The sequence below is a fragment of the Halobacillus ihumii genome, from assembly GCF_902726645.1.
GTDB lineage: Bacteria > Bacillota > Bacilli > Bacillales > Halobacillaceae > Halobacillus_A > Halobacillus_A ihumii.
Map to the genome: position 1 here is coordinate 4,081,482 of NZ_CACVAO010000001.1, position 14,764 is coordinate 4,096,245.

The following is a 14,764-nucleotide window of genomic DNA, read 5'->3' on the forward strand; positions in this document are numbered from 1 at the left end:
GGAAAAATGATGCAGATTAAAGATCTATTTGAAAAAGATATATTTCGTCCAATTAATAACGTCGTTCAGGCTGAACAAGTAGAAGAGGACGTAGTGGAAACGGAATTGGATGAATATGTCCTGACCGAAGAAAGTGAGCATTATCTGGAAAGATTTTATAAAAATTACCTAGCTGTCTATAATCAACCATCAACAAAAGTGGGGGTATGGATTTCAGGTTTCTTTGGATCTGGTAAATCACATTTCTTAAAGATCCTATCCTATTTATTACATAATCAGACAATTGCAGGTAAAACACCTGCTGATTATTTTGAAAATAAGACCAAAAACCAGCATCTTTTAAACACGATGCAACAAGTATCCGAGAAAAAATCGGATGCATTATTATTTAATATTGATTCACGTTCTACATCTTCATCTAAGGACTCAGAAAAAGAACGTATTATTGAAGTGTTTCTAAGGGTTTTTAATAATCATTTAGGATATTCAGATACCTTATGGGTTGCTGAAATGGAACGCCAATTAGATAGTGATGGTAAATACGAAGAATTCAAACAAACGATTTATGATCAAAACGGTAAGTCTTGGGAAGAACTCCGCTTGAAAATTTTATTACGTAAAAGAAAAGTTATAAAAGCTCTCGAAACAGTAGGTTATGATCAAGATACGGCGGAAACATTCTTTGATATGAGCAGAGAATGGTTTTCTATTGATGCTCAACGAGTTGCAGAACTCGTTGCTGATTATTGTAAAAGTCAGGGTCCAGATTATCGTATTGTATTCCTTGCAGATGAAATCGGGCAGTACATCGGCAACAACACAAGCTTAATGCTCAATCTCCAAACAATTACAGAAAAACTAGGTGATTTATGCCAAGGTCAGGCATGGGTAATCGTCACATCACAGGAAAAACTCGAGTCAACAGTATCGGATTTAGACAGTACGAAAGACTTCTCTAAAATCCAAGGACGTTTTGAGACAAAAATAAACTTATCCAGTGCGAATACAGATGAAGTAATCAAAAAACGTCTTTTGGAGAAAGAACCAGTTGGTGCTGATACATTAAAGACTATTCATGACCAAGAAGGAAAACTAATTCATAACCGCTTGGCTTTTGATACGAATAACACTCAATTGCGTTCCGGTTACCGTAATATCGAAGAATTCGTTTCCTTTTATCCATTTGTTCCTTATCAAATTGAGTTACTGCAGCTAGTCTTCACCAAAATCCGTAATCTGGGAGAAGGAGGACAGCATACCTCTCGAGGTGAACGTTCCTTACTCAAAGCTTTCCAGGAAGCTGCCCAATTAAATGCTGAAGAAGATCTAGATAATATGGTTACCATGGCAGAATTTTATCCTTCTATTCGTGATTACCTGGAATCTTCTATTACTAGTACAATTGCAAGAGCGCGAGACCGTGCCCGAAACCAGGAAGGATTAGAAGAATACGACGTAAAGGTATTGGAAGTTCTTTATTTAATTAAAGGAATTGATGAAATCAAATCCACATCAAGTAACATTGCCACACTCATGATTGAAACGGTTTACGATGAACGTCAACCATTAGAATACAGAATAAAAGAATCGCTGAACCGGCTTCAGACTGTAATGTTTATTGAGCAGCACGCAGATGGTTCATATTCATTCTTATCAGACGAAGAACAAGAAATTAATCGTGAAATACGCGTAGAAGACTACAACGGTTCTGCTGTGAAAGAACGATTAGGTAATCTCTTTTTTAACGTCATGTATCGTCAACCGAAGTATGAATATAAGTATAACGACCAGACTAAGCATTTTGACTTTAATAAGCGGTTTGATAACTATGTTAAAGGACAGATGAGTCACGAATTAACCATGCAAGTTTTCTCAGATGGAATGACTGATTCAGAAGCGGCTTTACAGGCAAACTCTGGACATTTAATTATTCTTTTAGACAAAGACCTCGTTGCGGAAGCAGAGGGTTCTCTTGCATACATTCAACAAGTCGATAGCTATGTGCGCCGTAAGCAGTCAAGTACAACTTCTCAGCAACAAAAACGCATTTATGAATCTAAGCTTGCTGAAGTGGATGAATTCGCACAGAAAGCTGAGGAATTGTTAGCCAAAGCATGTGAAAATGCTGGATTTTATATTCAGGGACAACGTCGTGATCTTAGTGGGAAATTCGAATATAAAGTAAATCAAGCTATGGATATGCTGATCCGTAACACATTTACGAAGTTCCACTATATAGAAGAACCCATCTCTTTTAAAAACAGCAAGAAAGAATGGGAACTAGTTGCTGAGGACTTAGGTCAGCAACGTTTATTCAGCGATATAAATCAGAATGCTATGGATGAAATGAAACATTACGTTGAGGAACTTGAACGTTCTTATGACCAAAGGACCCTAAAGCAGGTCGTGCAAAAATATAAAACTATTCCTTATGGCTGGGAAGAACAAGATACAATTGGTGTTTTGATGGGATTAATGAATGCAGGGAAAGTGCGATTTACTTATGCAGGAGAACCTTTTACACCGAACTCTGATCAGTTCTATGACCGACTAGAGAAAGTTTCTGAACGTGATCGTATCGTGGTTATGCCGATTGTAGAAATGGATAAGCAAGTGAAACAAGAATTGATTGCATTGGTTCGTGATTTCTTCTCAATTACTCAACCATATGACACTTATGATGCTTATAACGAAATAATAAGAGGAAAAGTTGAAGAAGAATTTGTTCAACCTATTGAAAAAATTCGAGAAAGAAGACGCCATCAAGATACTTTAATTGAATACCCCTATCCTGGCGAAAGTGATATAAGAACAGTCGTTAATGGAACACAAAAGTTATTGGCCAACCGAGATCCTGAGCAATTTTGTCGCACGTTTATACAGTACGAAGATGATATAGAAGAGTGGTATGAGATTTTAGAGAAGCTTCAAGGTTTTTATGAAGGAAATCCTATCGTCAATTTTGATGAAGCGGTTAAAGCTTTAATGGAACATGAACAGGATATAGAAGTTATTCATAATGATGAACTTGCGGAAATTGTACAACGGATGAAACAAATTTTGTTACAGGAAGAACCAACCAAGGATATCAGTCAGTTACCAAAGTTAGTGGTTGACTTGACGAATCTTATTAAAGAAGAAACCAATAAACAAAAGCAGGCAGTCCTTGTACAATCTGATAAATCTATGAATGAACTAGAGATATTACATGAGCAGTATTCTGAATATGAAACTATTACAGAATACATTCAATCAATAACAAACAAAGCTAGTCATCTTTACGAAAAGGTAAAAGAAAGCGGACGTATTTCCAGTGCACGTATTAATCAACAACAGTTAAGCGAGCTCATTGATTCAACAAAAGTCAAGGTAAGGCAGATCCTTAAAGAATTAAGAGAGGAATCAGACACTGTTAAAAGAGAACCGAAGTCTATTACGGAGCAAGATTTGTATGATTTATTCTTTAGCCAAGTAGACACCATTGATTCTGAAGAAGACCTGGAACACGCTATAGAATCATTGAGAAGAAACTTGATAAAAGAATTACAAACTTATTACTTCGTTAAATCATAATACTAGGAGCAGATGAATAATCTGCTCCTTTCCATACAGAGGTGAAAGAATGAATAAAGCAGAGTTGAAGAAATTTGCTATAGAAGCTAGGCGCGAATTGATTGAAAAAGTTTCATTGAAAGCAGAAAAATATGGTATCACTGAGGGTGATGATTTCAAAATTGAAGAGAAATTCGGACAATTAATTGTTGATGGTGAGTCATATTCACTTGAATTAAGGCCGGCATTTCAATCGTTAAAAAGAAGATTATATGATAAAGGATACGAGCAGCTTATTGATGAGGTTGCATATACTTGGTTCAATCGTATTATTGCTATTCGTTACATGGAAGTAAATAACTATTTACCTGATAAAGTTAATGTTTTATCAAGTAGTACGGGTAAGAATGAACCGGATATTTTACATCAACATGAAACAATGAAATTAGACGTTAACCATCAGGAAGTGAATCAATGGATTCAGAAGGGAGAAGTTGAAAAAGCTTTTCGTAAATTGTTGATTGCACAATGTAATAGTCTTGGTACAAACCTCCCTATACTATTTGATAAAATTAATGATTATACTGAGTTACTCCTTCCAGAATATCTTCTTGATAGTGAATCTATTATATCAATGTTAGTAAATAATCAAGAGCTTACTGGTAGTTTTAAAGAAGTTGAAGTTATTGGATGGTTGTATCAATATTATAATTTGGAGCCTAAAGAGAAAGTCTATAATAACATTAAAAGAAATAAAAAGGTCACTAAATACGAAATACCTGCTGTTACTCAATTATTTACACCTAAATGGATTGTTAAATATATGGTTGAAAACTCATTAGGGGAATTATGGATGGAATCTAATGGGAATTCATTAATGTCAAACCGTATGACATATTATATAAACCCAGCAGACCAAGAAGATCAAGTTTCTAAAAAGATAGAGGAAATAAGATATAAGAATATAAATTTAGAAGAAATTTCAATTATTGATCCCTGTGTAGGTTCAGGTCATATTCTTGTTTATGCATTTGATTTATTGTATGAAATGTATTTAGAAGAGGGGTATCCTAAGAAAGACATTCCTAAATTAATTGTTGAAAAAAATCTATATGGCTTAGATATTGATGAAAGAGCTACTCAACTAGCCACTCTTGCATTAATAATGAAATGTAGAGAAAAATCAAGAAGAGCCCTCAAAGATAATCTTTATCCTAAAATATATGCAATAAAAGAATCTAATGGACTAGATTTGGAGTTGCTAAAGGGAAAATTGTGTTATTCAAATGAAGAAAGGAAAGAGATTGAGAGTCTTTTTGACAAATTCAATGACAGCAAAAATTATGGTTCATTAATAAAAGTTGATGAAGTAGATTACAAAAAATATTTGAAAAGGTTAGAGGAATTAAAAGAATTTAATGTAGCTCAACTAAATATTGATGATTATGTCTTCTATGATCAATTTCATCATTTTGAAAGTTTATTCAAACAAGCACATATTTTAGGTTCAACTTTTGATGTTACAATTACAAACCCTCCATATATGGGAGGGAAAAACACCAATTCTCAATTGAAATCTTATTTGAAACTAAATTATCCTATGACAAAGTCTGACATGTTTGCAGCAATGATGGAAAGAATGGAAAGTTTCACAAAAGAAAATGGTGTAATTGCTAACGTAACTATGCAATCATGGATGTTTCTATCTTCGTTTGAGAAGTATAGGAAGCATTTGTTAAAAGAATATTCTATCTGCAGTATGGTTCATATGGAAAGTATGGTAATGGGGATATCGTTTGGTACGGTGGCTACAATTTTAAGAAATAGAACTGAAGGTTATAAAGGCGTATATCAGTATGTTAGATATAAAGATTTGGAAGAAAGTGAACCTCATAAATTTCCACTAGATAATAACAGATATTCGATAGTCTCGTCAGATGTATTTAAAAACTTACCAAGTAACCCAATAGCTTATTGGATGAGTGAAAAAGTTCAAAATGCTTTTAAAAAGTATAGCAGACTTAAACAGATTGCTGATGTTAAAAAGGGTAGTTTTACTGGTAATAATGACTATTTTTTGAAGTTATGGTTTGAAGTCTCATATAAAAAGATTGGTTTTAATATTAATAATAGAGAGGAATCAAAGAACTCTGGGTACAAATGGTTTCCATATAATAAAGGAGGCAGTTTTAAAAAATGGTATGGCAATAACGAATATGTTATAAATTGGGAAAACGACGGCGAGGAATTGAAAAATTTCGAAAAGTTCGGGATGAGGAATCCTAGATTCTTCTTTAGAGAAGGTATAACGTGGTCATCCCTAACTTCAGGAAATGTCTCATTCAGATATTCGCCGCAAGGCTCCCTTTTTGATAGTAAGGGACCAATGATATTTCCAAAGGATGATAAAGACCTTTATTATATTTTAGCTTTATTAAATTCAAAGGTATCACATCTCCTTTTAACACTAATTGCCCCTACGATGGATTTTAACCCTACTCCCGTAAGTAACATACCAATTGCTGAAGTTACTAAAGAAAATAGCCAAAGCTTACAAGAATTGGTTGAGTCTAATATAAAACTGGCCAAATTTGAATGGGATTCTTATGAGGAATCTTGGGAGTTTATTAAACACCCATTATTATGGAAAAAGTATAAAGAACCTTTACTTAAGAATTCATACTTATACTGGAAAGATCTAAAACAACAGAATAAAAGGAAGATGAAATTTAACGAAGAGCGTATAAACCATATATTTATTAGTATCTACGGTTTGCAAAATGAAATTAATAATGTAGTCGAGGATAAGGAGATTACGATTTTGCAATCAGACAGAGAACAAGAAACAATATCGTTTTTATCCTATTTTATAGGGTGTATTATGGGTCGATACTCCTTAGATATAGATGGTCTTGCATATGCTGGAGGTGAATTTAATGAATCAAAATATCAAACATTTAAACCAAATCAAGGGGGACTTATTCAATTAAATGACCGTCATTACTTTAATACCGACATTATTGTTAGATTGCGCGAATTTCTATCAGTAGCATTTAGTGCAGAAACAGTAAACGAAAATATACAATGGTTAGCTGAATCCTTGAAGATGAAGAAAAATGAGACGCCAGAAGAGCGGTTGCGTCGCTATTTCTTAGATGAATTTTTCAAAGATCATTGCACAACATATCAAAAACGTCCAATTTATTGGTTGATTGATTCAGGGAAACAAAAAGGGTTGCGAACACTGATTTATATGCATAGTTACCAACCTGATACAATGGCTACAATCCGCTTTGAACATTTACAAGAAATACAGTCAAAGTATCAGAATGAGATTGATATGATTGATACACGTTTAGCTAATCCTAGCTTACCTGCGACTGATCGACGCAACTTAGAAAAATCTAAGACAGCTTTTCAGAAAAAGGTTGAAGAACTGCAGGAATTTGATAAGCATTTAGCTACTTATGCGAATGAACAATTTGATATTGATTTAGACGATGGTGTTAAAGTGAACTACGCGAAATTTGATAATGTACTAGCAAAGATTAAGTAACTGAAAGAGGGGGTCTTCTCCTCTTTTTGTTTAAATATAGAGGTGGAAGACGTGAATGTAATTGAAAAACTACAAGAAAAAATACAACAAGAAAAGGAAACTAAAGGTCGAGCGATTGTGTTTTGGTATGACGCTCAGGCTCAAGTAAGTATTGATGAACTAAGCCAACAATTAATGGGTGTTGAAGTTAGGTGTTTAACAGATAAAAACTTTTTTCAACTGAAGGTGGAGCTTGAATTTCAAAGAGCTACAGATTCCTTTTTAATCTATTCTGACTTACCAAGACCCGACGACAAGAATAATATAATGTTGGATATATTGTCATACAGCACAGAATTCAAAGCAGATGAAACAGCTATTCTATCAGAAACATTACACGTATCTGACCAGGTTTTACGTCCAATGATGGAAAAGTATCCGTCATTCTTTAATAGCAAAGAGCGTAAAAGAAAACTGTATAAAGTATTACCTGAACAAGCGAATGAAACTCAATTTGAGATTAGTATGATGGCCGTATTAACAAAAGCCTCGGTATCTGACGTCAGAGTTATTTCACGTCAAATTCTCTCGTCTGATTTACAGTTCGAAGATAATGAGTTTGTGAAGTCGATTAAGCGTAACTACTCCTTAGATCGCACATTGGAGATCGTTGGTCGCTATTTTGGTGTTTCTTTGGGTAATCTTAATCAACCTTTTAAAGAGCTGATAAATGTACTCATCTATCAACACTTTAAACAGAAGGCAAATTTTATTGTGGAAGAGTGGGAAAGGCGTTGGACTTCTTCATCTCCTAACGTTTGTTCGCTTTTCATTGAAGAGTGGCTTCAGCAGAGTGATGCAGATATTCTTGAAAAACACATTAAGGAATGGGAGAAGTCATTTCATGTAAGGGAGAAACTAGGTACACAAGACATCTCCAACTTTACTCTAACAGACACCTTCCCTGTTTCTGATGCTCTGATCATAGAAAAATGTATCGACGAGCTACTTCATCAAACAATTCAGGGGGAGGAACGCTTATCTTTAATTACGCAACGCTTGCAGACCCATTGGGGCTCAAAAGGTAAACTGAGAGCTTTGTATAAAACCATTTTCGAAGCTATTCGAATGGAGACTTTAAAAACTGTTGTACATCGAATTCACCAGAAAAATGATTTTTATAAAAATTATGCGGAATCTCTCTACGAAATTGATCAAGCCTATCGTCATTTCATGAATCATTTCACACGCCTTGATTCGAAAGAGATGTTAGAAGAGGTTGCTAATCGCCTGACAAATTGGTATGAAAATGAATATTTAGGTCGTCTATCAGGAGAAATGAATTTCAAACTGGAAGATGGGTATGTTCCAAAAATAATGCCGCAGCGAACATTCTTTTCTGAAAAGATTCAACCAATATTGGATAAAGAACAAACAAGAGTCTTCGTTATCATTTCAGATGCTTTGCGTTATGAAGCTGGCTATGAACTTCATGACCATTTAACGAAACGTGAAAATGGTAGCTCTAGTATCCAACCGATGGCATCAAGTTATCCAACTTACACACAATTAGGAATGGCGTCATTACTACCCCACCGTCAACTAGAGGTCGATGACAAAAACGGTGTATTAGCTGATGGTCAATCGACTAAAGGAATGGATAACCGCCGTAAGATCCTGCAAACAGTTGAATCACAAACAGAAGTTTTGAAGTTGAAGCAGCTGCTAGATATGAAAACAAGTGAAGCCGAGCAATTATTAAGAGGAAAGCGGTTGGTTTACCTATACCACGATCACATTGACGCATTAGGGGATTCAGCTAAATCAGAGCGTGAAACTTACGGGGCTGTACATCAAGTAATTCAAGATTTACAATTTGCCATTGATCGTTTGTCCCGCCTTCAAGCAAAAAGGGTTTTTATCACAGCTGATCATGGATTCCTATTTCAATTTAAGCAAATTGAAGAACATGGGAAAATTCCAGCTGTTGACGGGAAGGTATTAGATGGGAGTCGACGTTTTGCAATTGGACACGATTTGTCAGCTCCAGAAGGAGCAATTAAATTAGCTGAGCACCAAACCTCTTTAAAAAATGCTGAAGTCGTGCTTGCGAAGAGTCTCAACCGTTTTAAAACTGGTGGTGGTCTGCAATTTATCCATGGCGGAGCCTTACCTCAGGAAGCTGTTGTTCCTTTGATTGATTACCGTCGTATTGAAAAGGCCCAGCCAGTGGATATTGCGGTAGCCATGATCAATAAAGTAATCACGAACTACCGAGTGCTCGTGTCGTTATATCAGGAACAAAGTATCACTGATGAGTACACGTCTCGACAAGTGCGCGCAGCTTTTTATCAGGGCGATGAGCGAATATCCAATGAAGTTGAACTCGTGTTTGATTTAAAAGGTGAAAATAAAGAGCGTAATAGGCAAGTGGAGTTTAGCTTAATCGAAAAGCATTTTAAGATAGGTGAAAAATGTAAATTGCGAATTGATACAGTAACTAAAAAGGGGAAGGAAACATGTCTCGAAGAAGAATTTGTTTTACGCCTTTATGAAGCCTTGTATTAAACTTAAGAGGGAATTGGAGGTGTTTTTATGCTCAAGAAAGGTGAAATAGTCGGGGCATCTTTCTGGCCAGAGCCAGTTCAAATTAAACATATCGAAATCATTGATGATGAGTTGTTTTTGGTAGAAGCCGTCGGTCGTGAATCCAATCAATTCTTTGAAAATTATTTAGAAGAATTTCAATTAGAACAAGTGGAACATTATTCTGAGAACGAAACTTCAGATCAATGGAAGATTCGCTTTCAACACTATTTACAGTATCACGTATTGCGAACAGAAAAAGAATACTCTCAAGCACGGGCTCGCGGGAATAAGAATATGATACCACTGCCTCACCAAATTGAAGCGGTTTATAGTAAAATGCTTCAGGCACCTCAAGTGCGTTATCTATTGGCTGATGATCCAGGGGCAGGTAAAACGATTATGTCCGGCATGCTGATCAGGGAATTGAAAGCACGTAATATGATCCGCAAAACGTTAATTCTAGTTCCTCCACTAGTATTAAAACAGTGGCAGGCGGAGTTAAAAGAAAAGTTTGATGAAGATTTCTTAATTATCACTCGTGATTACTTGAAAGCATCGGGTGAAATCAATCCCTTTGAAATACACCAACAAGTGATTGCATCCATGTATTGGGCTTCTAGAGAAGATATTAAAAATATGATCTTAAATTCTCACTTTGATTTAGTGATTGTAGATGAGGCTCATAAAATGGCAGCTTACACAGTAGGACAGAAAAAAAGAAAAGTGAAACGCACGAAAATGTTTCAACTTGGGGAGAACTTGTTACGTCATTCAGAACATTGCATGCTTCTAACAGCTACTCCGCATAAAGGAGACAAAGAAAACTTCAGGCACTTAATGAGCCTTATCGATCATGATATTTTTTCTCAACTGAATCGGAGTGACTCCATTTTCGAAAAGAGTAATCCATACGTAATCCGTCGGTTAAAAGAAAAGATGGTTAATTTTGATGGAACACCCTTGTTTCCGAAACGAACGACAAAAACACTTGGTTTCGAGTTAAGCTCTGCAGAAGTAGAGCTTTATGACGCTGTGACAGACTATGTACGTCATTACTTTAACCGTGCGAAAAAGAATGATAAACCGAATGTTGCTTTTGCTATGATGATTTTACAACGGAGACTTAGCTCTTCTGTGGAAGCAATCTACCTTTCTTTATTACGTAGAAAAGAACGACTGCAAAATGTTTTAGAGACAGGACAGAGGTTGCAGCAATTAATAGATACAGAGGAATATGAAGAAAGCTCCTTTGAAGATCAGGAATTGATGGAGCAATATGCAGAAGGTGAATTTGAAGAGCTTGATATGGACGAACTTCAGGTAGAAATAGAAATGCTTGATCATTTGATTCGTAAAGCAAATGTGGTGAGGCAACAGGAGAATGAGCGAAAATTTCTTGAACTGGAAAGCACGTTATTTGGAGCAGACGGACTTCTTGCTCAAGGTGAGAAAATACTGATTTTCACGGAATCAAAAGATACATTGAATTATTTAGAAAAGAAATTGAAGGCTTATGTACCGGATATTGCTAAAATTGCTGGTGGCTTTTCCATGGACAGGCGTCAAGAAGAGGTGGAGAAGTTTCGCAATGATTTGCAAATCATGCTTGCTACGGATGCTGGTGGAGAATCCATTAACCTTCAGTTCTGTAATCAGATGGTGAACTACGACATACCATGGAATCCGAATCGATTGGAACAGCGAATGGGGCGTATTCACCGTATCGGTCAAAAGAATGAAGTGTTTGTATTTAATTTAGTAGCTACTAATACTCGTGAAGGGGATGTGCTTTCACGTCTTCTTACTAAGATGGAACAGATGAGAGAAGACCTTGGTCAGGAATTAGTATATGATTTCATCGGTGAAGTATTAGAAGATCATCAGGCTGATTTACCTTCTATTATGGAACAATCCATTATAGGAAGGGAAAATCTCGATAATGTAATTGAGCGTATGGAAAAGACCTTATCCGAAGAACATGAACGTTTGCTAGAGTTAGCTAAGAATGAGCGTCTGAATGAAAACTTTGATTTACCAGGATCTAAACGATCTTTTGATAAAGTATCAATCCATAGCATTCCTCGGAGGTTCTATGGTCACTTCGCTTTACAAGGTTTAGAAAATACGAGGACGCGGGTAAGCGTCTCGGGAGATAAGTCTACAGCTCGCATCGATCGTTTTCCCAAACGGATCCGTGACTTTGCCCGCGGACGAAAGTTAATGTGCAATTTTGATGAATCTATTCGCTTTGCATTAACTACGAACTCAGAAACTACTCAACTTTCCATGTTACAAAATGATAGTCCAGTGTTTAACATAATAATGCAATTAACCTCTAAAGAAATGCAGCAGGCTGTTTTGCCGTTTTACGTAGTTCAAGCCGCCGTACCTGAGGATTTGATAATTGAGTTGAATCAGGTAACAATTGTGGATGGAAATGGTCGTGAGCTTGAACAACAGTTAATGTTGACTGGGAAACGCGAAAATGGTGATTTTGTCCAGGTTTCTCCTTATTTCCTATTTCACCAATCATTAGAGGTGGAGGGTACGGTCGTTCAAGAAGACCAGGACATTAAGCGGTACGTCATTAAGGATGCGAGGAACCTTTTAAAAACAATTCAACGTAAGCGAGAGGATTATGCTAACAGAAAAAGAGTCTTTTTAAGGAAGTCTTTTGAAGAGCAGATTGAAACACTACAGCAACGTCTGGAGAAATATCAAAGAGAAAATGTAGAAAGAAAAAATAGTGCATTAATCAACCAGACTTATGCCCAAATAGATGAAATAGAAGACCGCGGTAAAGAACGGTTGAATGAAATTGATCGAGAACGATCCATCCAACTTAAACCAGTAAAGCGGATAGCACAATTTAAAGTTTTGTCCAATGGGGTATCTAATGGCCGTATCCTACCTGAAGACTTTCTCTCTTTAATTGAAAAGTATGAATTGGAGAATGGTAGATTGAATGTTCAAGTACAACCTGCTTTTGGAATCGTAGATTTCATTAGTGAAGAAGTTGATGGCGAAAATAAGTTGGTTGTAGTGACTGACGATTTATATCAGTTTAAACAACAGCTTGTGTTAGAGGATTATGGAGATATAGCAGAACGAGTTTACGTATATGAGGTCATGCAACATGGGATTATTGAGCATAAGTTGGATCAAGGGTTAATGTTTTAGAGAGTACATGGTAGGGACAGTTACTGGTGAGCATTATTTTGATAAGTCTATTGGAGATTCAAATTATCCTAATCATATAAAAGTTGACTGGGAAGAAGTTACAGTAGAACGGGATCTTTTGTCACAAGCAGCTAAAAACAGTTTAGGTTCAGTATTAACGGTATTTCGTGTTGATGAATGGGGGGAAGAAATTGAAAGGTTAGTGGAATCGCCTTTCTTAGAACCTGAGGATATAGATGAAGATGAGGAAGAAGAAAGTGAAATCATACAAGACCTGGTTAATAAAGCATTAGTGATGGTTCAAGATAAAGTAGATAAGCTTGATCCCTGGCAAATGCAAGAGTTAGTAGGTGGTTTATTACAAGCAATGGATTATAGTTCTCAGGTAAGCCCTAAAGGGCCTGATGGAGGAGTGGATGTACTAGCATTTAAAGATGCCTTTGGATTTGAAAAGCCAATTATAAAAGTGCAGGTAAAACACTGAAAATCATCTGCATCCGCACCCGAAATTCAGCAACTCCTCGGCGCTAACCCAATGGATGCGAATAGTCTATTTGTCTCTACCGGAGGGTTTACTTCGCATGCTGAAGCGGTCGCAAAACATAATTCTGTTAGATTAGTAGATCTTGAGGAATTGGTGAATCTAGTTGTGAAGTGGTATGAGCAAATGCCGAATGATATAAGGGCTTTATTACCGTTGCAGAAAATGTATTTTCCAGAATAAGATTATTAATTGAAAAGAAGTTTGAGTAGTTAATATCATATGACTAGTAATCAAAAAATGAGTATTAAGATGTAGGGTGATGGTTATTAGCCGAATTATTTATAACATTAAGCTTAAAGAAGGAAATTATATAGATGGGGTGTATATAAGGCACTTCGGGGATAAATTATGTTTTTTGAAGGTAAGAGAAGCTACAAAGAAGGAAACTGACTTTCATACTATGAAAAGGGCAGATGCCAAGAAGAAATATAATTTAAGCAAGAAAAGTATTAGGAAGGCTATTAGTAAGCAAGAATTTGTTAAAGGTAGAGGTCAAATACCTAATTTAATAATTGAAACCCAGAGGTTATACAAAATTCATAAGCATGATGTAAGAACTAAACAAGGGGATATACCTAAAGCGAACGTTCGACGGGCATATAAGCAATATAAATATAAGGCTGAACGACAAAAAATGTTTAAGGAACTAAAAGCCTTACATAAAGAAATCGAAATGAATAAAATGTTAAGTCAGAAAACAACCCATTTAGAAAAAAGAAGAGATGAAATTATGTCTCTATTAAATTTGAAAAATGAACGCAATAGAAATAGTGTTCCAATAACTTCCAATAAATATGTACCTCAACGAATGAAGAAGCGAGCATGGCATTATAGAGGAGATCATCAATAATTTTCCATAGTCGTCTCACTTTTTTAACTTCACCCTTAAACTAAATAATATCTACTCCTAGCTTTTTTCGCGACTGGATTTTGACTGGATTCAGTTCATATATCATTAATATTTATTATATTGATAAACTGGCTTTCATAAGAAATTGGTAGAAGTATCAGCTTTTATGGAGCTTATTTTTGTGCATTTATGCAGACTAGTGAATGGGCGGCGTTTTACCAAACTGATGCTTGAATCATTACGGTTCAAGCTTTTATTATTTTATATATTTATATTCTTGGTCATATATGGATGATTTTTTTCATCTTTGTTTAAAAAACCTTTACAATAATACTAAAAGATAGAGCTATTTATATTCAGAGAAATGATTTACATAAAGGAGTCGATGCAAACGGAGGTTACAAAGAGTATTCATAACTACCTAATTATGAAAAGAGAAGCATTAATAAATGATGGGGTTGTAGTCCCGAAAAATTTTAGTTAGGTTGAGTTTATTGAAGATTATCAATTCACT

The 14,764-nt window shown here is 35.6% G+C and carries 5 protein-coding genes and 1 pseudogene; all 6 read left to right on the forward strand.

Going from position 1 to position 14,764, the window contains the following annotated elements; genetic code table 11:
- Positions 1-6: 6 nt before the first annotated feature.
- The 6 genes and pseudogenes from brxC (at position 7) to G6R08_RS20460 (ending at position 14,250) form a co-directional block, all read left to right on the forward strand.
- Complete coding sequence (gene brxC, locus G6R08_RS20435; protein ID WP_163530739.1) at positions 7-3,573, forward strand: BREX system P-loop protein BrxC; 3,567 nt, start codon at positions 7-9, stop codon at positions 3,571-3,573.
- Positions 3,574-3,622: 49 nt separating this feature from the next.
- Complete coding sequence (gene pglX / locus G6R08_RS20440; protein WP_163530741.1) at positions 3,623-7,108, forward strand: BREX-1 system adenine-specific DNA-methyltransferase PglX; 3,486 nt, start codon at positions 3,623-3,625, stop codon at positions 7,106-7,108.
- 51 nt (positions 7,109-7,159) lie between these two features.
- A complete protein-coding gene (gene pglZ / locus G6R08_RS20445) occupies positions 7,160-9,655 on the forward strand; it encodes a BREX-1 system phosphatase PglZ type A (protein ID WP_163530743.1) in 2,496 nt (831 codons plus the stop codon).
- Between the two features lie 27 nt (positions 9,656-9,682).
- A complete protein-coding gene (locus tag G6R08_RS20450; RefSeq protein ID WP_163530745.1) occupies positions 9,683-12,856 on the forward strand; it encodes a DEAD/DEAH box helicase in 3,174 nt (1,057 codons plus the stop codon).
- Positions 12,855-13,580: pseudogene (locus tag G6R08_RS20455) on the forward strand (restriction endonuclease); the annotation flags it as partial. The gene G6R08_RS20450 and the pseudogene G6R08_RS20455, both read left to right, overlap by 2 nt.
- A 79-nt stretch (positions 13,581-13,659) precedes the next feature.
- Positions 13,660-14,250, forward strand: coding sequence for a hypothetical protein (locus tag G6R08_RS20460; protein WP_163530747.1), 591 nt, complete (start codon positions 13,660-13,662; stop codon positions 14,248-14,250).
- Positions 14,251-14,764 lie beyond the last annotated feature (514 nt).

What these genes read in the sequence shown, in the direction of transcription:
- brxC (WP_163530739.1), top strand. Translation starts at nt 7, where the DNA reads ATGATGCAGATTAAAGATCTATTTGAAAAAGATATATTTCGTCCAATT.
- pglX (WP_163530741.1), top strand. Translation starts at nt 3,623, where the DNA reads ATGAATAAAGCAGAGTTGAAGAAATTTGCTATAGAAGCTAGGCGCGAA.
- G6R08_RS20450 (WP_163530745.1), top strand. Translation starts at nt 9,683, where the DNA reads ATGCTCAAGAAAGGTGAAATAGTCGGGGCATCTTTCTGGCCAGAGCCA.
- G6R08_RS20460 (WP_163530747.1), top strand. Translation starts at nt 13,660, where the DNA reads ATGGTTATTAGCCGAATTATTTATAACATTAAGCTTAAAGAAGGAAAT.